At 49.8% G+C, this 23,640-nt stretch carries 22 protein-coding genes; 14 read left to right on the top strand and 8 right to left on the bottom strand.

What is annotated here, in order from left to right:
- Positions 1-10: 10 nt before the first annotated feature.
- The 4 genes from ileS to dut all read left to right on the top strand — a co-directional run bounded on the left by ileS (position 11) and on the right by dut (position 5,254).
- Positions 11-2,875 carry an isoleucine--tRNA ligase gene (gene ileS / locus ACO0LH_RS17625; protein WP_422942431.1) on the top strand — a complete coding sequence of 955 codons (2,865 nt, stop codon included), beginning with the start codon at positions 11-13 and terminating at the stop codon, positions 2,873-2,875.
- Between the two features lie 108 nt (positions 2,876-2,983).
- Positions 2,984-3,520: a signal peptidase II gene (lspA, locus tag ACO0LH_RS17620; protein WP_422942430.1), complete on the top strand. Its 537-nt coding sequence runs from the start codon at positions 2,984-2,986 to the stop codon at positions 3,518-3,520.
- 18 nt (positions 3,521-3,538) lie between these two features.
- Complete coding sequence (coaBC, locus tag ACO0LH_RS17615) at positions 3,539-4,747, top strand: bifunctional phosphopantothenoylcysteine decarboxylase/phosphopantothenate--cysteine ligase CoaBC (protein ID WP_422942573.1); 1,209 nt, start codon at positions 3,539-3,541, stop codon at positions 4,745-4,747.
- A gap of 57 nt (positions 4,748-4,804) precedes the next feature.
- Positions 4,805-5,254, top strand: coding sequence for a dUTP diphosphatase (gene dut, locus ACO0LH_RS17610; protein WP_422942429.1), 450 nt, complete (start codon positions 4,805-4,807; stop codon positions 5,252-5,254).
- Positions 5,255-5,351: 97 nt separating this feature from the next.
- Here the strand turns inward: dut and ACO0LH_RS17605 are convergent, their stop codons facing one another.
- Together ACO0LH_RS17605 and ACO0LH_RS17600 are read right to left on the bottom strand one after the other, a co-directional pair.
- Positions 5,352-5,876: an NADPH-dependent FMN reductase gene (locus ACO0LH_RS17605; protein WP_422942428.1), complete on the bottom strand. Its 525-nt coding sequence runs from the start codon at positions 5,874-5,876 to the stop codon at positions 5,352-5,354.
- 57 nt (positions 5,877-5,933) lie between these two features.
- Positions 5,934-7,850, bottom strand: a complete 1,917-nt coding sequence (locus tag ACO0LH_RS17600) for a lipase family alpha/beta hydrolase (RefSeq protein WP_422942427.1) — start codon at positions 7,848-7,850, stop codon at positions 5,934-5,936.
- 271 nt (positions 7,851-8,121) lie between these two features.
- On the opposite strand from ACO0LH_RS17600, the gene ACO0LH_RS17595 reads away from it, so the two are divergent.
- Entirely contained in the window at positions 8,122-8,991 is an 870-nt protein-coding gene (locus ACO0LH_RS17595; RefSeq protein WP_422942426.1) for a pirin family protein, read from the top strand.
- Between the two features lie 4 nt (positions 8,992-8,995).
- A complete protein-coding gene (locus ACO0LH_RS17590) occupies positions 8,996-9,400 on the top strand; it encodes an OsmC family protein (RefSeq protein ID WP_422942425.1) in 405 nt (134 codons plus the stop codon).
- 50 nt (positions 9,401-9,450) lie between these two features.
- Here ACO0LH_RS17590 and ACO0LH_RS17585 read toward each other — a convergent pair whose 3' ends face one another.
- The 3 genes from ACO0LH_RS17585 to clpS all read right to left on the bottom strand — a co-directional run bounded on the left by ACO0LH_RS17585 (position 9,451) and on the right by clpS (position 12,418).
- Positions 9,451-9,729, bottom strand: a complete 279-nt coding sequence (locus tag ACO0LH_RS17585; protein ID WP_422942424.1) for a hypothetical protein — start codon at positions 9,727-9,729, stop codon at positions 9,451-9,453.
- An 83-nt stretch (positions 9,730-9,812) separates the two neighbouring features.
- Positions 9,813-12,113, bottom strand: a complete 2,301-nt coding sequence (clpA, locus tag ACO0LH_RS17580; RefSeq protein ID WP_422942423.1) for an ATP-dependent Clp protease ATP-binding subunit ClpA — start codon at positions 12,111-12,113, stop codon at positions 9,813-9,815.
- Positions 12,110-12,418, bottom strand: a complete 309-nt coding sequence (clpS, locus tag ACO0LH_RS17575) for an ATP-dependent Clp protease adapter ClpS (RefSeq protein WP_422942422.1) — start codon at positions 12,416-12,418, stop codon at positions 12,110-12,112. The genes clpA and clpS overlap by 4 nt, the downstream gene beginning before the upstream one ends.
- A 398-nt stretch (positions 12,419-12,816) precedes the next feature.
- On the opposite strand from clpS, the gene ACO0LH_RS17570 reads away from it, so the two are divergent.
- The 3 genes from ACO0LH_RS17570 (at position 12,817) to ACO0LH_RS17560 (ending at position 15,168) form a co-directional block, all read left to right on the top strand.
- Positions 12,817-13,020, top strand: a complete 204-nt coding sequence (locus tag ACO0LH_RS17570; protein ID WP_110257373.1) for a cold-shock protein — start codon at positions 12,817-12,819, stop codon at positions 13,018-13,020.
- Between the two features lie 133 nt (positions 13,021-13,153).
- Complete coding sequence (locus ACO0LH_RS17565) at positions 13,154-14,521, top strand: cache domain-containing protein (protein ID WP_422942421.1); 1,368 nt, start codon at positions 13,154-13,156, stop codon at positions 14,519-14,521.
- A complete protein-coding gene (locus tag ACO0LH_RS17560; RefSeq protein WP_422942420.1) occupies positions 14,518-15,168 on the top strand; it encodes a response regulator in 651 nt (216 codons plus the stop codon). Before ACO0LH_RS17565 ends, ACO0LH_RS17560 begins: the two co-directional genes overlap by 4 nt.
- 78 nt (positions 15,169-15,246) lie before the next feature.
- On the opposite strand, the gene icd is transcribed toward ACO0LH_RS17560, so the two are convergent.
- Entirely contained in the window at positions 15,247-16,500 is a 1,254-nt protein-coding gene (icd, locus tag ACO0LH_RS17555; RefSeq protein WP_422942419.1) for an NADP-dependent isocitrate dehydrogenase, read from the bottom strand.
- Between the two features lie 329 nt (positions 16,501-16,829).
- On the opposite strand from icd, the gene ACO0LH_RS17550 reads away from it, so the two are divergent.
- Positions 16,830-17,375 (top strand): pseudouridine synthase, encoded by a 546-nt coding sequence (locus ACO0LH_RS17550; RefSeq protein WP_422942418.1) that lies wholly within the window; start codon positions 16,830-16,832, stop codon positions 17,373-17,375.
- Positions 17,376-17,520: 145 nt separating this feature from the next.
- The gene (locus tag ACO0LH_RS17545) at positions 17,521-17,730 is read left to right on the top strand and encodes a hypothetical protein (RefSeq protein ID WP_422942417.1); all 210 of its coding nucleotides are present in this window, start codon (positions 17,521-17,523) and stop codon (positions 17,728-17,730) included.
- A 334-nt stretch (positions 17,731-18,064) separates the two neighbouring features.
- Here ACO0LH_RS17545 and rpsT read toward each other — a convergent pair whose 3' ends face one another.
- A complete protein-coding gene (gene rpsT, locus ACO0LH_RS17540) occupies positions 18,065-18,328 on the bottom strand; it encodes a 30S ribosomal protein S20 (RefSeq protein WP_162040741.1) in 264 nt (87 codons plus the stop codon).
- A gap of 302 nt (positions 18,329-18,630) precedes the next feature.
- Here rpsT and ACO0LH_RS17535 point away from each other — a divergent pair, with 302 nt between their 5' ends.
- Positions 18,631-19,224 carry a GNAT family N-acetyltransferase gene (locus ACO0LH_RS17535; protein ID WP_422942416.1) on the top strand — a complete coding sequence of 198 codons (594 nt, stop codon included), beginning with the start codon at positions 18,631-18,633 and terminating at the stop codon, positions 19,222-19,224.
- 18 nt (positions 19,225-19,242) lie between these two features.
- Positions 19,243-20,412: a vWA domain-containing protein gene (locus tag ACO0LH_RS17530; protein ID WP_422942415.1), complete on the top strand. Its 1,170-nt coding sequence runs from the start codon at positions 19,243-19,245 to the stop codon at positions 20,410-20,412.
- Positions 20,413-20,653: 241 nt separating this feature from the next.
- Here the strand turns inward: ACO0LH_RS17530 and ACO0LH_RS17525 are convergent, their stop codons facing one another.
- On the bottom strand, positions 20,654-21,481 hold the full coding sequence (locus ACO0LH_RS17525) for a response regulator (protein WP_422942414.1): 828 nt from the start codon (positions 21,479-21,481) through the stop codon (positions 20,654-20,656).
- A 149-nt stretch (positions 21,482-21,630) separates the two neighbouring features.
- Between ACO0LH_RS17525 and ACO0LH_RS17520 the strand changes: the two genes are divergently transcribed.
- On the top strand, positions 21,631-23,622 hold the full coding sequence (locus tag ACO0LH_RS17520; protein ID WP_422942413.1) for a DNA topoisomerase IV subunit B: 1,992 nt from the start codon (positions 21,631-21,633) through the stop codon (positions 23,620-23,622).
- Positions 23,623-23,640 lie beyond the last annotated feature (18 nt).

The following is a 23,640-nucleotide window of genomic DNA, read 5'->3' as shown; positions in this document are numbered from 1 at the left end:
AAAACTCATTATGTCTGAAAACAAAGCGGCAAAAACTGCCAGTAAATACCCGGTCAACATGACCGAAACAGCTTTCCCCATGCGCGGCGACCTGGCCAAGCGCGAACCCAAGTGGGTCAAGGAATGGCAAGACAAAAAAATCTATGAGCGCGTGCGCAAGGCATCTGCCGGCCGTCCTAAATTCATCCTGCATGACGGCCCACCGTATGCCAATGGCGATATCCATCTTGGCCACGCCGTCAACAAGATCTTGAAAGACATGATTGTCAAAGCCCGCACCTTGGCTGGTTTTGATGCCCCGTATGTGCCGGGCTGGGACTGCCACGGCATGCCTATCGAAATCCAGGTAGAAAAACTGTTTGGCAAAAACCTGCCAGTGGCAGAAGTCCATGCCAAGGCACGCGTGTACGCAAATGAACAGATAGAAAAACAAAAAGCCGGCTTTATCCGTTTGGGTGTTTTGGGTGAATGGGATAATCCCTATAAAACCATGGCCTTTGGCAATGAAGCAGATGAATTGCGTGCACTTGGCAAATTGCTGGAAAAAGGTTATGTCTATCGCGGCCTGAAACCAGTCAACTGGTGTTTTGACTGCGGCTCTGCCCTGGCAGAAGCTGAAGTCGAATATGAAAACAAGCGCGACCCATCGATCGATGTCGGCTTCCCGTTTGCTGAACCAGAAAAACTGGCAGCCGCCTTCAAGCTGGACAAACTGCCGCTGGACAAAGGTTATTGCGTCATCTGGACCACGACGCCCTGGACCATCCCTTCCAACCAGGCGTTGAACATGCACCCGGAAATCACTTACGCTCTGGTCAAGACCCAGCGTGAAGGTGAAGACATCTTGCTGATCCTGGCAAAAGACCTGGTCGAAGCCAGCCTGACCAACTATGGTCTGACTGGTGAAATCATCGCCACTTGCCTGGGTGCGGATTTATCTGAAATCAAATTCAAGCATCCGCTGGCTGCACTCGATGCTGGCTATGACCGTTTTTCTCCAGTTTATCTGGGTGAATACGTGAGTACAGAAACTGGTACTGGCGTGGTCCACTCTGCGCCAGCTTACGGCATAGAAGATTTCCAGTCATGCAAGGCGCATGGTATGAAGGATGATGACATCATCGCCCCAGTCATGGGTGACGGCAAGTTTGCGTCCAGCCTGCCTTTCTTTGCCGGCATGACGATCTGGGAAGCATCCAAGCCTATCTGCGACAAGCTGCGTGAAGCGGGTACCCTGTTTGCGTTCAAGATGTTTGAGCATAGCTACATGCATTGCTGGCGTCATAAAACACCGATCATCTACCGCGCCACTTCACAGTGGTTTGCCAGTATGGACAATACGCCCAAAGCGGGTGGTGACAGCTTGCGCCAGACAGCATTGAAAGCCATCGATGACACTGCGTTCTTCCCGGCATGGGGCAAGGCACGTTTGCATGGCATGATCGCCAACCGCCCCGACTGGACCTTGTCACGTCAGCGTCAATGGGGCGTGCCTATGGCCTTCTTCCTGCATAAGGAAACTGGCCAACTCCATCCACGCACACCAGAACTGCTGGAACAGATCGCCAAACGTATAGAGCAAGAAGGCATAGAAGCCTGGCAGAAAATCGAAGTCGCTGATTTGCTCGGCGATGAAGCTGCCATGTATGTAAAGAACCGCGATACGCTGGACGTGTGGTTTGACTCTGGTGTGACGCATCAGACTGTCTTGCGCGGCTCGCACAAGCAACAACTGCAGTTCCCAGCAGATTTGTATCTGGAAGGCTCAGACCAGCATCGCGGCTGGTTCCATTCTTCGTTGCTGACAGCGTCCATGCTGGATGGCCGTGCGCCTTACAAAGCCTTGCTGACCCATGGCTTTACCGTTGATGGCGATGGCAAAAAAATGTCCAAGTCTTTGGGCAATACATTGGCACCGCAAAAAATATCCGACACACTGGGTGCAGATATCCTGCGCCTGTGGGTAGCCTCATCTGATTATTCGGGTGAGCTGTCCATCTCTGACGAAATCCTGAAACGTGTGACGGAAGCCTATCGTCGCATCCGCAATACCCTGCGCTTCCTGCTGGCCAACACCTCTGATTTTGATGTGGCAAAACATGCTGTTGCGATCAATGAATTGCTGGAGATAGACCGCTATGCCATCGCCAATATGGCAGCATTGCAGAAAGATATCCTGGCACATTTTGAGGCATTTGAATTCCATCCTGTGGTCAGCAAATTGCAGTCTTTCTGCTCAGAAGACCTCGGTGGTTTCTACCTTGATATCCTGAAAGACCGCCTGTACACCAGCGGTGCAACTTCGCATGCACGCCGTTCTGCCCAGACGGCTATCTGGCATATCACGCAATCGCTGCTGCGCCTGATGGCACCAATGTTGTCTTTCACTGCTGAAGAAGCCTGGCAATTCTTTGCCGCTGCCGATGCTTACCAAGACAGCGATGAAACCATCTTCACGCAAACTTATTACAGCTTGCCAGAGATCGCTGATGCAGAGGCCCTGCTGGCCAAATACGCCGCCCTGCGCGCGGTACGTACAGATGTGACCAAGCAACTCGAAGAAGTACGTGTGGCCGGTGGCATAGGCTCATCCCTGCAGGCAGAAGTGACAATCAAGGCCAGCGGCAGCAAGTTTGATGTATTGAACAGCTTTGCCGACAACCTGAAATTCGCCCTGATCACTTCAGCAGCAGGCGTGGAACAGGTTGCCAGTGAAGCGGAAGAAGCTGTTGTCGTTACCCCATCCAAATACGAAAAATGCGAGCGTTGCTGGCATTATCGTGCGGACGTAGGTAGCAATGCTGAGCACGTTGGCCTGTGTGGCCGGTGTGTCAGCAATCTGTTTGGTGCCGGCGAAAACCGTCGCTTTGCATAGATGTAAAGCGTGAATAACTGAAAGCTTTGCCGGGTTAGCCTCCAGATCCAGATCCCTTGTTGGCCCGGCAAATTGACTGAATATCTGCTCAAGAAAATTTCTCAGCCTATGGCAACCAAAAAACATTCCAATTTCAAAGCTGGGTCCAGTTCTTCAAGTTCATCAAGTTCATCAGGCAGCAAGCTGATACCCTGGCTGGGCCTGGCAGCAATCGTTATTTTGCTTGATCAGGTCAGCAAGATCACTATCAGCAAAGCGTTTGCTTATGGCCAGTCATTCAGCCTGACCTCATTTTTCAACCTGACGCTGCTCTTCAACAAGGGTGCGGCCTTTAGTTTTCTTGCGGCAGAATCTGGCTGGCAAAGATATTTGTTCACGGCGATAGGCCTGGTCGCTGCTGCATTTATCACTTATCTGCTGCTGCGTCATTCAAGCCAGAAAATGTTTTGTTGGGCATTGTCGCTTATCCTCGGCGGTGCTTTGGGCAATGTCATTGACAGGCTGATGTATGGTCATGTCATTGATTTTCTCGATTTTCATTATCAGGAAATTTACCACTTCCCTGCCTTCAATATCGCCGACAGCGCGATTTGCATAGGTGCGGCATTATTCATACTGGATGAATTGCGCCGCGTGAAAAAATAAGGAGTAGGCATCATGGCTTTGCGACTTGCAGGTAAAAAAATTGTGCTCGGGCTGACTGGTGGCGTCGCCTGCTACAAGATTGCCGAACTGACGCGCGCTCTGGGCAAGGTGGGTGCTACTGTGCAGGTTGTAATGACCGACGCAGCCACCCACTTCATTACACCAGTCACCATGCAGGCTCTGTCTGGCAACACTGTCTATACCGATCAGTGGGATGCACGCATACATAATAATATGCCGCATATAGACCTGACGCGTGATGCCGATGCCATTGTCATTGCCCCTTGCAGTACCGATTTTATTTACAAACTGGCGCATGGTGCCTGCAACGACTTGCTATCCACCTTGTGTGTTGCACGTCCCGCTCATTTGCCGCTGCTGGTTGCCCCCGCAATGAATGTGGAAATGTGGCAAAACCCGGCAACCCAGCGCAATGTGGCGCAGATCAGAGCAGATGGCATACAGGTGCTGGGGCCAGCCGCTGGCGATCAGGCTTGTGGTGAAACGGGTATGGGCCGCATGCTGGAACCAGATCAGTTGCTGACAGAGATTATTGCTTCGTTTCAAGCCAAATCGCTGTCCGGCAAACACGTACTGCTCACCGCCGGCCCGACCTTTGAACCGATAGACCCGGTACGCGGCATCACCAATTTATCGTCCGGCAAGATGGGTTATGCAATCGCCCGGGCTGCCTGGGAAGCCGGCGCGATTGTCACGTTAGTGTCGGGACCGACAGCACTGGACACGCCCTACGACGTACGCCGCATACAGGTACAAACCGCGCAGCAAATGCACGATGCCGTGATGGCACAATTACAGCTTCACAAGCAGGATGTCTTCGTGGCAGTCGCCGCTGTTGCCGACTGGCGGGTTGCCAACGCGAGCGAACAAAAACTCAAGAAGACGAGTGATACCGATACCCCTCAACTGCAATTTGCACAAAATCCGGACATTCTGGCGGCCGTTGCGGCCATGCCTGACGCGCCGTACTGTGTAGGTTTTGCGGCAGAGTCAGAAAATCTCTTGCAATATGGTGCAGCCAAGCGTTTGAAGAAAAACGTGCCTCTGCTGGTTGGCAATATCGGCCACCACACCTTTGGCAGAGATGAAAATGAACTGGTGCTGTTTGATGCAAGCGGCCACACTGCACTGCCCCGCGCCGACAAGCAGACCCTGGCCTTGCAACTGGTGGCTGAAATCAGCTTGCGCCTTGCGCTACCTCATTAATTTCCATTCATGCTCGAAAAGCCAGCGCTTTTTGAGCATTATTTTCTCCTCAATACCATGAAAAACATAGACCTGAAAATTATCGACAGCCGCATGAAAGACTTCCTGCCATCTTATGGCACACCGGGTAGTGCCGGTCTGGACTTGCGCGCCTGCATTGATGAAGCTATCACCATACAGCCTGGACAGACCGTGCTGATCCCTACCGGCCTGGCTATTCATATCGCTGATCCGGCGTATGCAGCCATGATCTTGCCACGCAGCGGCATGGGGCACAAAAATGGCATCGTCCTGGGTAACCTGGTTGGTTTGATTGATTCAGACTACCAGGGCCAGCTCATGGTATCGACCTGGAACCGTGGCCAGGCAGAATTCACATTGCAACCCATGGAAAGACTGGCACAACTCATCATCGTGCCCGTGTTGCAAGTGGGCTTTAATCTCGTTGATGAATTTGGCCAGAGTGAACGTGGTGAAGGTGGATTTGGGAGCACTGGCAAGCATTAAGAACTTTTGCCGGACTGGGAAGCCAAGTCCGGCAATTGCAGTGCCGCAATCCCCTTGAAACGCACTTCAGGAAAAATAGCGTATCACTCGTGTCTGCTTAAGAAAGTGCAGCCAGGGTCTCCATCAATTTCCCTTGCAACTCTTCGTTCTTCAATACCTGCTTCTCCACATCAAAATTGTCATAGAAAACAGGTATCGATAAACTCGCCTTTACCTGCGCCCCGAAGAAGGGTGCAGAGCCTGTCGCTGCGGCCAGTACACTGGCACCACCACGCGCACCAGGCGATGTTGATAACATCACCACGGGTTTGCCCTGGAAGACTTTCTGGTTCGCCCTTGAACACCAGTCAAACAGGTTTTTGTAAGCCGCACTGTAAGAACCATTATGCTCAGCAAATGAAATGATGATGGCATCACTGGCGGCAATTTTATCGAGGAAGGCTTGCGCCAACGCTGGTTTTCCCAGTTCGGCCTCGCGATCAGCGCTGAACAGAGGTAATTCATAGTCATTCAAGTCCAGCAATTCGACTTCTGCGTCCTTAACCAAAGACGCCGCATAGCTTACCAATTGCTTGTTGATCGATTTTTTGCTGCTGCTTGCAGCGAATGCGAGTAATTTCATCATGGCTTCCGTATTAAAAATATGTTCAAAAAATCTGTTCCCCTGATTAGGATACATTCAATTTTTCAGTGGCGTCAGGTCTATAGGTTTCAGATAATCATATTGCCCGGGAATGATATGGTAGGTCTGCCTGTAAGGCAGGTAGCCTTTCGCCTTGATGATCAGTTCATATTGGCCAGCTTTGAGTCCCATAAAAGAAAATGACGATTGATATGCATAATCACGGCCTGCCACATAGGCATTTATACCCTGATCTTTGATGTCATTTTGAGGGATCAGGGTTCTGGTTTCTGTTTCGCCAGTGAGTGTGATCGATTCGATTTGAATATCCTGATTCGGCGCACGATAACTGCCAGCAGGATTGTCACCCGCTTTAATATCGGCACCGACATATCCTGAAAGTACGCCTATCGGTGCGAGTGTAAATTTGAGATCAGGTATTTTACCTGTTGCAATGACGATGGGGATTTTTACCTGCATCGTTTTAAAGCCATACGCAATAATGCTGGCCTCGTACCTGCCATTGGGGAAAGGTCCTAGCACTTTACCGCTGTCACCGGCATGGATAGGCAGGATGATAGCTTCGCCACTGCCATCTAAAGGTGCCAACAGTAACGAGGGGTCGGATCTTGGTATATTGCTTCGCGCATCATACGAGAAAGCAATACGCAGATTGCCACTATTGTCTGTATTGTGGGCAGCATGTTTCTTGTCCGTAGCGGCAAGCACGGCAGCGTACTGGCGAAATACCTCAGGTGAAGAGAGTATACCGATATGACTTTCATTAAAGCCCTTCACCAACCTGGCCTCCGCCTGCGCCTCGGCGCGCAGTTCGCTGGCAAGGGTAATGCTGCCATCCGTATTGGCTGAATGCAGCAGGCTGTAAGTACCGCCATGCCCGAAGAACAGATAATAATCGAGGTCTGGCGGCAGCGGTTTCTGGAACAGGGTTTGTACGAAACGACCTTGCGATTGCATGTCATTCCATGACGGCACGACCACAGGCGAATAGCGCACGCCGTTGTCGGCCATCGTGTCACCACCCCAGGGAGTGGACAGTGAAATGAAGAGTTTAGCGGAGGAGAACTGTGCGCCGTAATTACTCAAGAAAGAACGGACGACCATGCCGCCCATGCTGTGAGCAGTAAAGTAGATTTTGTCGAAGTGGTAGCGCCTTTGCAGGTTCGCCAGTTTCCAGTACAACAAATAGGACATCGAATCCAGGGGGGCGCCTGATGGATAATAAAAAAACCAGGGCTGGTATTTATTGCGGTCTATATGCTCAAAAAAATACTTCCAGTCTTGCGGCGAGCCTGCCACGCCGTGCACAAACAATACAGGTATTTTTGCGGGATCATATTTTTCGAGGAAGTAGATGTTGCCACCAGCTTTTTTGAAAAACTCTACTGCAGTCCAGTAAGCACTCTTCCCGGATTCAGCTGAAAAAATAGGCGCACCAAGCTCTGCAATCGCCCCGACTTGTGTACTGTGCAACTTACCGCCTGCCGGGGGTTCACCTACCTTGGTGCCAAGCGGAATGCCGGATAATGCTGTAGCGGAAATGACAAGATTGAGTTCTGCAACCACACCCTCGCCTGACGCAACAACAGATGAAGAGGCATATTGGCCAATCGGTTCACCAGCATCCACCATGAGATTAGCATTGGCATCGCCAAATGCAAATATGGCATATTCGCCCTTGGGCACGATCAATTCATAGGCACCAGGTTCGTGCAACACGGTGTAATGCGCGATGTCCATTCGTCCATTACGCATTGTATAGGCCGCAACGACGATGGGCTTATCCCAGGGTAGATCAGTAGATACGGTGCCAACAAATACAGTGGATGAATAAATTGCCTTCGCTTCGTCATTAAGTTTGACAAATGAACAGGCGCTCAGCACGAAGCATAAGGCCAGCCCCAGAAAACTAGGTGATAACAGGTATCGCATCATCGCGAAAACACGATTCATGCGGGAACCTGTGCAAAAAGAATAAATGATGATGCCTGCATGATTCCCTGTTTTCTGATTTGCGACAAATAATGCCAAGGCTGGGTTAATTTGCAAAAATTATATCAAATATAATTTTTTACATCCGTTTATTTGTACCCTGATGCAGCAGGACAGGTGCTTTAGATTTAAAATTCATGGCAAATACAAAACAGCTTTTTGCTGATCATTATTGTTTCCAACAATATGCGCATCGGCCTCTCAAACAAGCAGTCAGGAAAGGACTATGCATATGAGCGTCATCAGTTTAACCATCTCGCCACGCGATAAAGACCTTGGTGGTTTCAGCGTTGGCCGTATCTTGCCGTTTGCCAAACGGCATATGGTGGGCCCATTTATTTTTCTTGATCATATGGGGCCAGCACATTTCTCTGCCGGCCAGGGCATGGATGTACGCTCTCACCCACATATTGGCCTGGCAACGGTGACTTATCTTTTCGAAGGGAATATGTTCCACCGTGACAGCCTCGGTTCTGAACAGGAGATTTTGCCAGGGGCCGTCAACTGGATGACAGCCGGACGGGGCATTACCCATTCTGAGCGCAGCAGCGACGTGCAGCGGCAAAGTGACAGGACCATGCATGGTCTGCAAAGCTGGGTTGCCTTGCCAGTGGAATTTGAAGAGATTGCGCCTGAATTTCACCATCACAGTGCTGACAGTTTGCCCACATTCAGTATCGATCATGTCGCATTCAAAGTCATTGCAGGGTCGGCATATGGGCACACAGCACCTGTCAAGATTTTCAGCCCACTGTTTTATGTCGAAGCCAGGATGCCTGCTGGTACGCAACTGCGCATGCCGGACGATTATCAGGAGCGCGCAATCTATCTGGTTTCAGGCAGCCTGAAGATAGGCGACGAAGTGATAGCCGCACGTACCATGCCCGTGTTTCTGCCTGATGTCAGCGTGACGATAGAAACCAGCAGCGATGCCCACCTGGTCTTGCTGGGTGGCGATACCTTGCCGGAAGAGCGCTTTATTTTCTGGAATTTTGTATCTACCTCGCAAGCACGCATAGAGCAAGCCAAGGCCGACTGGAAAGCCGGACGGTTTGGTATTGTCATCGGCGACGAACAAGAATTTATACCCTTACCGGAATGATGCTATGAGCGAAAAAATAATCTCTGCCCACGTTATTGAAACTGGCGAAAGTGCTTTTGCGGTGGATATTGCCGTCTCTGGCCACAGCATCAAAGGCGATGAACCTGTGGACGCTGGCGGTGGTGACCTCGGTCCCTCCCCATATGACGTGCTGACGGCAGCGTTAGGGGAATGCACGGCCATGACCGTGCGCTGGTATGCACGCCAGCATCAATGGCCGCTGGACAAGGTGGAAGTCAATCTCACCCACCACAAGGAAGGACCGCAGGATTTTTTCACCAAGGAAGTAATCTTGCACGGTGCAGACCTGACAGAGGAACAGCGCACCAGGCTGATTGCCATTGCTGGCAAATGCCCGGTACACAAAACCCTGGAAGGCACGCCCATCATAGAAACACGGGCGGGTTAAAAACATAAAAGCCCGGAAGAAAGATTTCTATCCGGGCTTTCTGCATACAGTTATTTCTTTAACTTGCGGCTGCGTCCTGCTGACTCACGCAAGATGGTATAACTCCATTCATCTGCGTGCGGGCCAGCATCTGTCGTTACTGACACCCTGAACATATCGCCTTCACCTTTAATTCTCTGGCCGGAAGCGACGTGTTTTTTGCTGACATCGTTGCGTTCGTACACATCAACTTCTACCGACTGCCCCTCAAGCGCCGCCGGTGACAAGACTGAATCAATGGTCTTGGTTGTATATTCGAGTACATATGTAGGAAGTTTCAGGCCAGCCATACTTTTCTCCGTCGTACAAAATATACAAGCTAAAAACTGGACATCAGACTGTCACAGGCTTAAAGAGCAATCCTACCAGGCGACTATTCGACTTCGACGATCTCCTGCGAAGCTTCTGGTGGTGCGGTATCACCTTCCGAGTATTCAAGCTTGATCTGGTCTTTATCATCCAGATCGACAATCACCCGACCACCGGTTACCAGCTTACCGAATAACAGCTCATCCGCCAAGGCTTTACGTATCATATCTTGTATCAAACGCGCCATAGGTCGTGCGCCCATCAAAGGATCAAAGCCTTTTTTGCCAAGGAACTTGCGCAGGTTTTCCGTGAAAGTCGCTTCCACTTTTTTCTCATGCAATTGTTCTTCGAGCTGCATGAGGAACTTGTCAACCACACGCAGGATGATTTCTTCATCCAGTGCACGGAAGCTGATAATGGCATCCAGACGATTGCGGAACTCAGGCGTGAACATGCGCTTGATGTCGGCCATCTCATCGCCAGCCTCTTTGCTGTTATTGAAACCGATAGAATGTTTCTGCAGGCTTTCAGCACCAGCATTGGTGGTCATGATGATGATGACGTTGCGGAAATCAGCCTTGCGGCCGTTATTGTCCGTCAGCGTGCCATGATCCATGACCTGCAACAAGATGTTGAAGACATCGGGATGTGCTTTTTCAATTTCATCCAGCAACAGCACGGCATGTGGTTTTTTGGTGATGGCTTCAGTCAGCAAACCACCCTGGTCAAAACCGACATAACCTGGAGGCGCACCAATCAGACGGCTGACGGCATGTCTTTCCATGTATTCAGACATATCGAAACGTATCAGCTCTATGCCCAGCGTGAACGCCAGTTGCTTGGCAACTTCAGTTTTACCCACACCGGTAGGACCTGAAAACAGGAAGGAACCGATAGGCTTGTCTGTCTTGCCCAGGCCAGCACGCGCCATCTTGATCGATGATGCCAGTGCTTCAATCGCAGGTTCCTGACCGAACACGACATTTTTCAGGTCGCGCTCTATGGTTTGCAGCTTGCTGCGGTCATCCTGATTAACAGTCTGCGGCGGAATACGGGCAATTTTCGAAATGATGTCTTCGATATCTGCCTTGCCTATGGTTTTCTTTTGCTTGGACTTGGGCAAAATACGTTGCGCAGCACCCGCCTCATCAATCACGTCTATGGCCTTGTCAGGCAAATGACGGTCATTGATGAAACGTGCAGACAACTCTGCCGCAGTCGTCAGCGCAGATGCTGAATACTTGACGTTATGATGTTCTTCAAACTTGGATTTCAAGCCACGCAGAATTTGCACGGTTTGTTCCACTGTTGGTTCGTTGACATCGATCTTCTGGAAACGACGCGCCAGCGCATGGTCTTTTTCAAAGACACCACGGTATTCAGTGTAAGTGGTCGCACCTATGCATTTCAGTTGCCCACTGGACAAGGCTGGTTTCAAGAGATTGGACGCATCCAGCGTGCCACCCGATGCTGAACCAGCACCGATGATGGTATGAATTTCATCGATGAACAGAATGCCATTGGGTGTGTCTTTCAACTGTTTGAGCACACCTTTGAGGCGCAATTCAAAATCACCGCGGTATTTGGTACCAGCCAGCAGAGAACCCATGTCCAGAGAATAGACCACCGCATTTTGCAGAATATCTGGTACATCGTTTTGCGTGATGCGCCATGCCAGACCTTCGGCGATGGCCGTTTTGCCAACACCAGCCTCGCCCACCAGCAAGGGATTATTCTTGCGGCGACGACATAGAATCTGGATCACGCGCTCAACTTCATTGTCGCGACCGATCAGCGGATCAATCTTGCCCTCAGCAGCAGCCTTGTTCAGGTTTTGCGTGAACTGGTCAAGCGGATTTTCCTTGGCCTGTGCTTCTGCCTGATTTTCTTCACTGCCTTCAGGCGCTTTCTGTGGTTCGTTATGGCTGTCTTTACGTACGCCATGCGAAATAAAGTTGACCACATCCAGGCGTGTTACACCCTGCTGATGTAAATAATACACAGCGTGTGAGTCTTTTTCGCCAAAGATAGCCACCAGCACATTGGCACCTGTGACTTCTTTCTTGCCGTTTGAAGCCGACTGCACATGCATGATGGCGCGTTGTATCACGCGCTGGAAACCCAGCGTGGGCTGGGTATCGACTTCACTCGTACCAGGCACGGTAGGTGTGTTGTCGGTAATAAAATTACCCAGTGTTTTGCGCAGGTCTTCAATGTTGACAGCGCAAGCCCTCAGGACCTCCGCCGCGGAAGGGTTATCCAGCAAGGCCAGCAATAAATGCTCAACCGTGATGAATTCATAACGAGCCTGCCTGGCCTCCACAAAGGCCATATGCAGACTAACTTCCAGTTCTTGCGCAATCATACTTCCTCCATCACACATTGCAGGGGGTGTCCTGCCTTACGGGCGTGCGTCAAAACGAGTTCCACTTTGGTCAGCGCAATATCTTTGGAATAGACACCACATATCCCTTTGCCATCCCTGTGTACCTTGAGCATGATCTGCATGGCAGTCTCACGATCTTTATTAAAATATTCCTGTACGATCGCCACCACAAACTCCATAGGAGTGTAGTCGTCGTTGAGTAAAATTACCTGGTACATGGAAGGCGGCTTTAGCTTCTGTGCCTGCTTTTCCAGTATCGTACCGTTTTCTTGCTTGTTTCCCATACGTATATTCTAGTACGTTGATTCATTTCAGAGACAAATAATAAGCGAATAAAAACGGCTTAATTTCCGCTCTTGGCAAATGTTACGCGCTTTCTGCTTTTCTCGCAGATGGTGATTAATTCCCTCAGATCAAGTTTTAATTGAAAATCTATTTATCAATCCCTTAAACAAAGGGAAATTTCTTGTCATTAAATAAAAATACAACAGTACTGCAAATGTACAGCAGATGTAACCAAAAGTTTCTTGACTTTAGCTTTTTTTCCGCCAAGAATGATATTTATTGACAAGATTAGTAATAATTAGTCAATATGAAGTGAGCAGGTCAAGGGGGAGGTAGCATAGTGCTAGGTTTCTTGCTTTTACGGCTCGTGTGATAGTTTCTATTTGAAAGATGCATTATGGCAACAGGTACCGTCAAGTGGTTCAATGACTCCAAAGGTTTCGGCTTTATCACTCCGGATGACGGCGGTGAGGATTTGTTCGCCCACTTTTCCGCAATCCAGATGAACGGCTTCAAGACCCTGAAAGAAGGTCAAAAAGTTTCGTTCGAAGTCACGCAAGGCCCTAAAGGCAAGCAAGCTTCCAACATTCAAAATCCTTAATCTCTGATTCTGGTTTTTATGAAAAACCCCGCAATTGCGGGGTTTTTTTTATTTTCTGCTGAAGTAAGGCTACTCCAGTGTCACTTCGGCGCTAAAGTAGATGCTTGAGACATGCGCAAGCCCGAATGACTGAATGAAACTACGTTATAAAATTATCTTGCTGGCTGTTGTACCCTTGCTGCTCGCCTTTGCAGGCATCGCTGTAGCGGTGTTTTATCAGGCCACGTTTTTGGCGAAACAGCAAAGAAGTACGGTCGAACATGCCTATGTCGCCAGTAAGGAAGCCGAACTGAAGCACTACGTCACCCTCGGCACCGCCGCCATTTCACACCTGTATAAATCAAAATCGCAAAGTCCGGCAACGCAGGAAGAAGCGAAGAAAATTCTGGCCGCCCTGGATTTTGGTGATGATGGCTATTTTTACATTTACGATTTACATGGCAACAATCTCATGCACCCACGCCAGCCTGATCTGGTAGGCAAAAATCTGTGGGAAATGAAAGACCCCGAAGGCAACCTGACCATACAGGATTTGATCAACAAGGCAAAATCCGGTGGCGGCGCAATCCGCTATATGTGGGAAAAACCATCCATCCATAAAGTCATGCCCAAACTGGGCTATGTAGTCATGCTGGAGCAATGGGGCTGGATGATGGGCACAGGGATTTATCTTGATGACGTCGATAGCGCCCTCAACAAGATCGATATCCAAGTGGCGAAAAACATACAAAGCACCCTGTCATGGATAGCTGGCATTGCCATTGTCAGTGCCCTGCTGATCGCACTGTCTGGCCTCGCATTGAATATCAGTGAATCACGTCTGGCAGAAGCCAAGCTGAAAGTGCTGGCGCAAAGCGTGGTCAGTTCGCAGGAAGATGAGCGGGCACGCCTGTCGCGTGACTTGCATGATGGGCTTAGTCAGTTGCTGGTATCGATCAAACTGCAAATCGAATCCGGCCTGGTGAAGCTGGGGCAGCACCCCGGCCAACCTGAATCGGCAAAAAATTCTTTCGCCCGCGCCACCGATCAGTTGAACGAGGCTTTGAGTGAAGTGCGCCGTATATCGCATAATCTGCGCCCTGCGCTGCTTGATGACCTGGGTGTGGTAGCGGCATTCAAACATCTGGCCGGTGAGTTTGAGAGCGCCTCAGAGCTGCCTGTGAGCTTTCATGCGGAGGGAGAGTTCCATGCACTCAACGAAATCAGCAATACGGTCTTGTTCAGGGTAGCGCAGGAAGCGCTGACCAATATCCATAAACACGCTGAGCGCGTCAGCCATGTCCACATGCAACTGATTTGTGAAGGCAACAATATCTGCCTGATTATTTCAGATGATGGCACCGGCTTTGACATCCCTGGCGTGGCAAACCACCCGCGTCGTGGCATAGGCTTAAGCAATATGCAAGAACGCCTGGCGGCAATCGGCGGCAGTTTGGAATTACAATCAAATGCGGCAGGCACCACAGTCACTGCACGTATCCCCAACGGAGATCAGACATGACCGAGCACATACCGGTCCAGGCAACACCAGAAGGCCAGTCAGTACACCTGCTGCTGGTAGATGACCACCCCCTGGTCAGGGATGGCCTGCGCGCCCGCCTGGAGACGATACCAAGTGTCCACATCGCTGGTGAAGCAGGTACCGCTGAAGAAGCGCTGGCCATAGCGGCCAACACCCGAGTCAATTTAATCTTAATGGACATCAACCTGGGTTCAGGCAATGGCATCAGCCTCACGGCACGCTTCAAGACTGAATACCCGGATATTGCCGTCATCATGCTATCCATGCATGAAAAAGCGGAATACGTGACGCAATCCATGCAGGCAGGCGCACGCGCCTATGTATTGAAAGACGCCCCTGCTGTGGAAATCATTGAAGCGATCGATGTCGTCACTGCCGGTGGCACATATTTCAGTTCGGGCCTGACCCGCCCTGCTGATGCCAGCGATAACCGCCAGGTACTGACCTCCAGAGAAAAAGCCATACTGAAAAGCATCGCCACCGGCAAATCAAACAAGCATATCGCCAATGAACTGGGTTTAAGCGTTCGTACAGTGGAAACCCACAGGCTCAATATCAAGCGCAAGCTTAATATTGAGGGCCAGGCGGATTTGATACGGTATGCGCTGAATAATATGATTGCTTAAGTCTGTTTCATCGGGATCTGATAATGAAAAAGCCGACCAAAGGTCGGCTTTTTGCATGTCAGGCAAGCTGCTGTGCAATTACATATTTTCGATCATGACATCGCCAAAACCGGAGCAAGACACTTGTGTTGCGCCTTCCATCAGGCGGGCAAAATCATAAGTCACTTTCTTGGCAGTGATGGCTTTTTCAGTCGCACTGATCAGCAGATCAGCCGCTTCCAGCCAGCCCATGTGACGCAGCATCATTTCTGCGGACAAGATCAGGGAACCTGGGTTCACATAATCTTTACCAGCATACTTGGGTGCCGTACCGTGAGTTGCTTCAAACATGGCGATAGAGTCAGACAGGTTGGCACCTGGAGCAATACCGATACCACCGACCTGGGCTGCCAGCGCGTCAGAGATATAGTCGCCGTTCAGGTTCAATGTAGCGATAACGCTATATTCTGCCGGACGCAACAGGATTTGCTGCAGGAAGGCATCAGCGATGGAATCTTTGACAGTGATTTCTTTACCTGTTTTTGGATTCTTGAATTTGCACCATGGGCCGCCATCGATCAGTTCAGCGCCGAATTCTTTTTGTGCCAAAGCATATGCCCAGTCACGGAAGCCACCTTCGGTGTACTTCATGATGTTGCCTTTGTGGACGATAGTCACAGATGGCTTGTCATTGTCGATCGCGTACTGAATCGCTTTGCGTACCAGACGTTCTGTACCTTCGCGGGATACTGGCTTGACGCCGATACCGGAAGTTTCTGGGAAACGGATTTTCTTGACGCCCATTTCTTCTGTCAGGAACTTGATCAGTTTTTTAACTTGATCAGAGCCTTCAGCGAATTCAATACCGGCATAGATATCTTCAGAATTTTCACGGAAGATGACCATGTCAGTTTTTTCTGGCTCACGCACTGGGGATGGCACGCCTTTAAAGTAACGCACTGGGCGCAGGCAGACATACAGATCCAGTTCTTGACGCAGGGCCACGTTCAGGGAACGGATGCCGCCGCCAACTGGCGTAGTCAATGGGCCTTTGATGGAAACAACGTAGTCTTTCAGGACTTTCAGTGTTTCTTCTGGCAGCCAGACATCAGGGCCATAGACTTTAGTGGATTTTTCACCAGCATAGATTTCCATCCAGCTGATTTTGCGTTTGCCGCCATAGGCTTTTGCTACGGCCGCATCAACGACCTTGATCATGACCGGGCTGATATCAACGCCAGTACCATCACCTTCGATAAAGGGAATGATAGGATTGTCAGGAACATTCAATGAAAAATCAGCGTTGACGGTAATTTGTTTACCTTCAGCAGGAACTTGAATATGTTGATACATCGTTTTCTCCGTAGTTGGGCGATCAAGCGGGTGGCGCTTTTCTCTTCGTTTGTCTTGCTAGCCTCTCAGCGGTCAAGCAGCTGCTAACTTATATTGCTTACATTGCCTGTATTGACGCTTTGCACTAACTCTTCTATAAGACACAAGACCATCATTTCGTATTATGCACTAGTATTTTACCGTATGCCATCAGTTTATGGACTTGGAACGGGTCGAAGCAATGCCATCGGTGTAATACTGTTAAGGAAACATTGTTTGCTGTACCGCAGCATTTCGCCAGATAGAATTTCGCTTATGATCGAGCGCAAATTTGCGGTTACCATATTGCCATGAAACTGATTTTGCTCAACAAACCATTTAATGTGATGTGCCAGTTTTCTGCGCATCCCACCCGCACTACTCTGGCTGACTATGTCAAGATTCCCCACATTTATCCGGCCGGACGGCTTGATGCAGATAGTGAAGGACTGATATTACTGACTGATGACGGCCAGCTGCAAAACCGCATCAGCCACCCCGACCACAAACAGGCCAAGACCTATCTGGTGCAAGTGGAAGGCACGCCTGACCGTGCAGCACTTGAACAATTGCGCCAGCCTTTGGACCTGGGTGATTTCATAACCATGCCGTGCACCGTCAAGCACATCCATGAGCCGGAGTGGCTCTGGCCACGTAACCCGCCGGTACGTCAAAGAGCTTCTATCCCGACAAGCTGGTTAAGTCTGACTTTATCAGAAGGGAAAAACCGTCAGGTAAGGCGCATGACTGCCGCTGTCGGCCTGCCAACTTTAAGACTGATACGCATCAGCATAGGCGGTTATTCACTGGAAACCCACCCCTTGCTACCGGGGGAATGGCAAAATATACAACTTTAAGTAAATAATTTATAAAAATATGAGGAAAATCTTAAAATTCCTGAAATTTATTGAAATTCCTGTCAACGCCCACGTCACCAGTCGCGTTATTTGCCTTGATTCGATTGAATCACATTTAACCAACTTTTAACTGAAGGACATTAAAATGAAAAAATTGATCGCCGCTCTGGTCGTAGGTCTGTTTGCTTCTGCTGCTTTCGCGCAAGCATCTGCTCCTTCTGCAAAAGCTTCTGCACCTGCCGCTTCAGCATCTGCTGCTGCCGCTGCTTCTACTGATGCTTCCAAGCCAGCCAAAAAAGCTAAAAAATCGAAAAAAGCAAAAGCAGCATCTTCTTCAGCTTCTGCATCGATGTAATTCTTTCGCTTTACTGCGTAAGAGCAAGGCAGGGTCTCCCTGCCTTTTTTGTTTTTTGCAGCAGTATTTCCCCCTCAAGGGAAACAGTCTTTGCCCACTCAATGCCTGCGGCGTGATGCTAATGACTCATTGCATGATTTAAAGAAGCACACCCAATTCTTTGTCGCAAAACCTCGTCGCGCCAGATCTCACTACCCTCACCAAGATTTTGCGCTTTCATGCGCCTATGCGGCACAGAAAAACAAAAAACCGCAATAAATTGCGGTTTTTTTCACTTCAGGCAAAGCTGACAGCGTGAGCTGTCAACATGCTAGCTTTAAAAACAGGCTTTAGATTAAGCCAGTGCTTTCAAAGCAGATGCCAGACGGCTCTTATGGCGAGCTGCCTTGTTTTTGTGAATGATTTTCTTGTCAGCGATACGGTCGATAACCGATACGGAGCTTTGGAAAATTGTTGCTGCAGCAGCTTTGTCACCAGCTTCGATCGCTTTACGAACAGCTTTGATCGCTGTGCGCAGCGTGGAGCGCTGGCTGGAGTTGTGTGCATTCAGTTTAACTGCTTGACGAGCACGTTTGCGTGCTTGTGCGGTATTTGCCATGAGATTTCCTAAACGTGGTCAAAGCGACGAGGTCAAAACATTTGATTAAATGCCACGCCGCAAAAATTCTATACAGCTTTGCAGTATAACTGGATTTATATTTGTTAGCAAGCATTCCCGGCATTTCTTGCAACAAGACCAAATCAAGCTGCGAAAACCACCTTATTTGCTCAACTGTCATGCTGATTTTATACGCGACTGTATCTATGCGCAGGGGATCAATCAATGCAAAGATGGCAGATACGGATTTGAGCCCTTCCCTTTGTTTACTCTATTCAGTATCTGATTATGAAAGGATATTCATGAACACCACACCTCTTACACTTAACGGAAAACACGTCACGCTGGAACCTCTGTCCCAGGTACACTTGGCAGACATACAGGCAGCAGCTGCAGACGGCGAGCTATGGAAGTTGTTTTTCACCTCCGTGCCCTCCCCCGACAATACCCAGAACTGGCTTAATATCGCCCTGGAAATGCAGCAACAACAAAAAGCCATTCCCTTTGTCGTCCGCGAGAACGCCACAGGCAACATCGTGGGTGCAACCAGATACTGTAATATGGATCTGAATAACAAGCGGTTGGAAATAGGCTACACCTGGTATGCACAGCGTGTGCAACGTAGCCCGGTAAATACAGAATGCAAATTGCTCTTGCTGGGCCATGCCTTTGAAGTATTTGGCTGCATCGCGGTAGAATTTCGCACCGACTGGTTTAACCGCCGCTCGCAGGCTGCCATAGAGCGACTGGGGGCAAAACGTGATGCGGTATTGCGTAATCATATGATTTTGCCTGACGGCCGCATCCGTGATACGGTGGTCTATAGCATATTGAATTCAGAATGGCCTGGCATCAAAAAGAATTTGCAGTATATGCAAAGCAAGTATGAAGAATGACAAGTATGGAGCCTAAAAGTGCTGATTGATTTTTTCTTTACCCTGAAAGATGCCAAGATACCGGTGTCGATAAAAGAGTTTCTCATGCTGTTGCAAGCCATGGAAAAAGGCCTGATCAGCATGTCAGTGGATGATTTTTATTTTCTGTCGCGCACCATCATGGTCAAGGATGAAGCGCATTATGACAAATTCGACAAAGCCTTTGGTCTGTACTTCAAAGGGATTGATACCATTTTCGAGAAGCACCCCGATATCCCGCTCGACTGGCTGAGCAAACGCATGGAGCGTGAACTGAGCGATGAGCAAAAAGCTGCCATAGAAAAATTTGGCTATGACAAGCTGATGGACAGGCTGCAAGATCTGCTGAAAGAACAAAAAGAACGCCATGAAGGCGGCAGCAAATGGATAGGCACAGGTGGCACATCCCCATTTGGCAACGGCGGCGCTAATCCTGAAGGCATACGCATAGGCGGCAAAGGTGGCGGCCGCAGTGCGGTCAAGGTATGGGAAGCACGTGCCTTTCGCGACTACGACGCTGAGCGCGAACTTGGCACCCGTAACATCAAGGTCGCCCTGCGCCGCCTGCGCAAATTCGCACGCCAGGGCGCAGAAGACGAACTGGCACTGGATGCCACCATCAAGGCAACGGCCAATAATGCCGGTTACCTCGATATCAAAATGCAGCCTGAGCGCAAGAACAACATCAAGGTATTGATGTTGCTCGACGTAGGCGGCACCATGGACGACCATATCGCTCAGACCGAAGAATTATTTTCTGCTGCCAAGACTGAATTCAAGAATATGGAATTCTTTTATTTCCATAACTGCGTCTATGACTATCTGTGGAAAAACAACCGTCGCCGCCATGCAGAAAAATTCCCGACCTGGGACATTTTGCGCAAATACACGCCGGACACCAAGGTGATCTTCGTCGGCGACGCCACCATGAGCCCGTATGAAATCCTGCAAGCCGGTGGCTCGGTCGAATATAACAACGAGGAAGCCGGCGCCACCTGGCTGCAACGTTTCACCTCCGCTTTCCCCAAATACATCTGGCTGAACCCTGAGCCAGAAGGCTTGTGGCAATACCGCCAGTCGATATCGGTGATCAAACAGATCATGAGTAATCGCATGTTTCCGGTGACGATAGAAGGACTGGAACGGGGGATGAGACTGTTGAGTAAGTGAGAGCAGGTCTCGGGCACCTTATACGAAATTCCTTTCTTTGAAGAAATAAAGAAAGGAATTTGAACGTCGATCCCAAACCCGGCCTGCGTCTGTGAAAGGCAGTCACTTTAATATCAACTCAGGCTTGCAATGAACACCACCAAGCTAGGGCCATCGCTGGAGCGACGTTAGTAATCATGATCGCGTATCGCCCAGATAGCCCTATCCCTTGAAGGGAAAGGGGAAACACATCTGGACCAATTTATCGCAATTGCAAAAACTTTTGTATTGTTGACAAAACTTGCTTTCGCGACAATGGTTTAGTCAAAAACCCATCACAATCCACCTGTTCGGCGGTAGACAGCTTGTAATTGAAACTCTTATCCACCAAAAAAACAACGGTTGTCCTGCGGTCGGTATTTTGTTTCTTTAACTCTCCACACAGGCGATAAGGCTCAATATCCGGCGTAGAAGTATTGATCATCGTCATGGCATGGCGATTGTTTTTATCCAGCATCAAGGCACTGCGCTCATCGCAGGCCAGTGTCACCGTAATGCCATAACGATCCATTATCATGGCTACATATTCACGGAAACGCATGTCTTTATCAACAATCATGATGCCGCTCTTGCTGACGGTAGGGCGACGCATCTTTTGATATTCGCTAGGGTCGGTCAGATCAAGATCCAGGCGCTCACGACGACGACGCTCAGGCACGGCAACCGCTGTATACGCGCTTAAAGTCGTCAAAAGAAGTTGACGACGATCTATCAATTCGTCCAGTATCTCAAACAATTTGCGCCAGCGTATGGGTCGTGGCATGAATTGATAAGGCAGGCTGATTGTTGTTTTACCAATCAATAGCACGGGCTGGGCATCGCCCAGGTTCAGGTCGGACAAAGTCGCCAGGGCCTTTAAATCTTCGGCATTGACGATATGAATGTCAGGATCTTGTAAACTACCGGTTTTTAAAACAAGATAGCGATACCCCTTCTCGCGCAGCACGGCGAGAACTGTTGAAAAAGTTTCTTCCTCTTTTGGGGAAAATCCAAGCAGTCGGATCGCGATCGTTGGAGTCTTTGTTGGCATCGTTTTTCCATCTACACATTGCAGCTACGATCATTGCAGCTACAATAGCTGCAAAAACGTTGCAAGAATACAGCCTAATTCTGCCAGCCTGACAAAAAAATTGCAAAACATCACTACAAATTTAACCAAAACAACAGATTTTCATTCGCATGGCCACTAAAAAAAACACATCTCCGTCCGACTATAGCGAATCATCCATCCGAGTACTAAAGGGTCTTGAACCGGTTAAACAAAGACCGGGCATGTATACCCGTACTGAAAACCCGCTGCATATTATTCAGGAAGTTATCGACAATGCCTCGGATGAAGCGCTGGGTGGACATTGCAAAAACATTCTGGTCACCATCAATGCTGATACCAGTATTACCGTAGAAGATGATGGCCGCGGCATTCCAGTCGGCTTGCACCCTGAAGAAGGCGTGCCTACTGTCGAAATCGTCTTCACGCGTCTGCATGCGGGTGGCAAGTTCGACAAAGGGTCGGGTGGGGCTTATGCCTTCTCTGGCGGTTTGCATGGTGTGGGCGTATCCGTCACCAATGCCCTGTCGAAACGACTGGAGATTACCGTCTGGCGCGAAGCGGGCCTGCATCAACTGACCTTTGCCCACGGCGATGTCATCGAACCCTTGCGCAGCCAGCCGCTGGCACGCGGTGATAAAAAGAGTGGTACACGTGTCACCATCTGGCCAGACGCCAAATATTTTGACAGCGCCAATATCCCGCAGAGCGAATTACAGCGTCTGTTGCGCTCCAAAGCAGTGTTACTGCCCGGCGTCAAAGTCACGCTGACTAACGCCAAAACCGGTGAAAGCCAGACCTGGCAATATGATCAGGGCTTGCGTGGTTATCTGACCGAAGCGCTGGCACAATCCTCCCACGGCGAACCGTTGATCCCCCTGTTTGAAGGCGAGCAATTTGCCAATTCAGACAGTGACGGCTTTGCTGAAGGCGAAGGTGCCTCCTGGGTAGTGGCATGGACGGAAGAAGGCAATGTCGTCCGTGAATCCTATGTCAACCTCATCCCCACCCCAGCCGGTGGTACGCATGAATCCGGCTTGCGTGAAGGCCTGTTTGGTGCAGTGAAGAGTTTTGCAGAAATGCACTCCTTATTACCTAAAGGTGTCAAGCTGCTGCCAGAAGACGTTTTCGCCCGCGTATCCTTCGTCTTGTCAGCCAAGGTACTCGACCCGCAATTCCAAGGCCAGATCAAGGAAAGGCTGAATTCACGCGATGCCGTACGCCTGGTGTCGTCGTTCACCAAACCACCGCTGGAACTGTGGCTGAATTCCCACGTTGAATATGGCAAGAAACTGGCTGAACTGGTCATCAAGCAGGCGCAATCACGCCTGCGTTCGGCACAAAAAGTTGAAAAGAAAAAATCGTCGGGCGTAGCTGTCTTGCCGGGCAAGCTGACCGATTGCGAATCGAATGACATTGCCCGCAATGAAATTTTCCTGGTCGAGGGTGATTCTGCCGGCGGCTCTGCCAAGATGGGCCGCGACAAGGAATTCCAGGCGATTTTGCCACTGCGCGGCAAGGTGCTGAACTCATGGGAATCTGAGCGAGACCGCCTGTTTGCCAATAACGAGATCCATGATATCGCCGTTGCCATCGGCGTCGATCCACATGGCGTGAATGAGATCGTTGATTTTACCAATCTGCGCTACGGCAAGATTTGCATACTCTCTGATGCTGACGTCGATGGTTCGCACATTCAGGTATTACTGTTGACGCTATTCTTCCGCCATTTCCCGCAACTGATTGCACGTGGCCATATCTGCGTGGCGCGTCCGCCGCTGTTCCGCGTCGATGCACCTGCACGTGGTAAGAAACCGGCACAGAAAATCTACGCACTGGATCAAGGCGAACTTATCGCCATCGAAGACAAATTGCGCAAGGACGGCGTCAAGGATGGCGCCTGGGCAATTTCCCGCTTCAAGGGCCTGGGTGAAATGAATGCCAGCCAGTTATGGGAAACCACCATGAACCCTGATACGCGCCGCCTGCTGCCAGTTTCTCTGGGTGAGTTTGATCAGGTCTTTTCTGAAGGTCGTTTCAATATGCTGATGGGTAAAGGCGAAGCCGCCGCCCGCCGTGCCTGGATAGAAGAGCATGGGAATGCTGTTGAAGCTGATATATAAAATATCTGACCTTACAGA

The sequence above is a fragment of the Undibacterium sp. TJN19 genome, assembly GCF_049339485.1.
Lineage (GTDB): Bacteria > Pseudomonadota > Gammaproteobacteria > Burkholderiales > Burkholderiaceae_D > Undibacterium.
The sequence above is the reverse complement of the archived record's forward strand: the minus strand, read 5'-3'. Positions and strand labels throughout refer to the sequence as shown.

Bases quoted from the DNA above. Each gene is read 5' to 3' on its own strand.
- icd (WP_422942419.1), bottom strand. From the start codon at position 16,500: ATGTATCAACATATTCAAGTTCCTGCTGAAGGTAAACAAATTACCGTC.
- ileS (WP_422942431.1), top strand. From the start codon at position 11: ATGTCTGAAAACAAAGCGGCAAAAACTGCCAGTAAATACCCGGTCAAC.
- rpsT (WP_162040741.1), bottom strand. From the start codon at position 18,328: ATGGCAAATACCGCACAAGCACGCAAACGTGCTCGTCAAGCAGTTAAA.
- ACO0LH_RS17595 (WP_422942426.1), top strand. From the start codon at position 8,122: ATGAGCGTCATCAGTTTAACCATCTCGCCACGCGATAAAGACCTTGGT.
- ACO0LH_RS17550 (WP_422942418.1), top strand. From the start codon at position 16,830: ATGAAACTGATTTTGCTCAACAAACCATTTAATGTGATGTGCCAGTTT.
- ACO0LH_RS17585 (WP_422942424.1), bottom strand. From the start codon at position 9,729: ATGGCTGGCCTGAAACTTCCTACATATGTACTCGAATATACAACCAAG.
- ACO0LH_RS17520 (WP_422942413.1), top strand. From the start codon at position 21,631: ATGGCCACTAAAAAAAACACATCTCCGTCCGACTATAGCGAATCATCC.
- ACO0LH_RS17605 (WP_422942428.1), bottom strand. From the start codon at position 5,876: ATGAAATTACTCGCATTCGCTGCAAGCAGCAGCAAAAAATCGATCAAC.
- ACO0LH_RS17590 (WP_422942425.1), top strand. From the start codon at position 8,996: ATGAGCGAAAAAATAATCTCTGCCCACGTTATTGAAACTGGCGAAAGT.
- ACO0LH_RS17545 (WP_422942417.1), top strand. From the start codon at position 17,521: ATGAAAAAATTGATCGCCGCTCTGGTCGTAGGTCTGTTTGCTTCTGCT.
- ACO0LH_RS17560 (WP_422942420.1), top strand. From the start codon at position 14,518: ATGACCGAGCACATACCGGTCCAGGCAACACCAGAAGGCCAGTCAGTA.
- ACO0LH_RS17570 (WP_110257373.1), top strand. From the start codon at position 12,817: ATGGCAACAGGTACCGTCAAGTGGTTCAATGACTCCAAAGGTTTCGGC.
- ACO0LH_RS17565 (WP_422942421.1), top strand. From the start codon at position 13,154: ATGAAACTACGTTATAAAATTATCTTGCTGGCTGTTGTACCCTTGCTG.
- clpS (WP_422942422.1), bottom strand. From the start codon at position 12,418: ATGGGAAACAAGCAAGAAAACGGTACGATACTGGAAAAGCAGGCACAG.
- ACO0LH_RS17600 (WP_422942427.1), bottom strand. From the start codon at position 7,850: ATGAATCGTGTTTTCGCGATGATGCGATACCTGTTATCACCTAGTTTT.
- ACO0LH_RS17535 (WP_422942416.1), top strand. From the start codon at position 18,631: ATGAACACCACACCTCTTACACTTAACGGAAAACACGTCACGCTGGAA.
- ACO0LH_RS17525 (WP_422942414.1), bottom strand. From the start codon at position 21,481: ATGCCAACAAAGACTCCAACGATCGCGATCCGACTGCTTGGATTTTCC.
- dut (WP_422942429.1), top strand. From the start codon at position 4,805: ATGAAAAACATAGACCTGAAAATTATCGACAGCCGCATGAAAGACTTC.
- clpA (WP_422942423.1), bottom strand. From the start codon at position 12,113: ATGATTGCGCAAGAACTGGAAGTTAGTCTGCATATGGCCTTTGTGGAG.
- lspA (WP_422942430.1), top strand. From the start codon at position 2,984: ATGGCAACCAAAAAACATTCCAATTTCAAAGCTGGGTCCAGTTCTTCA.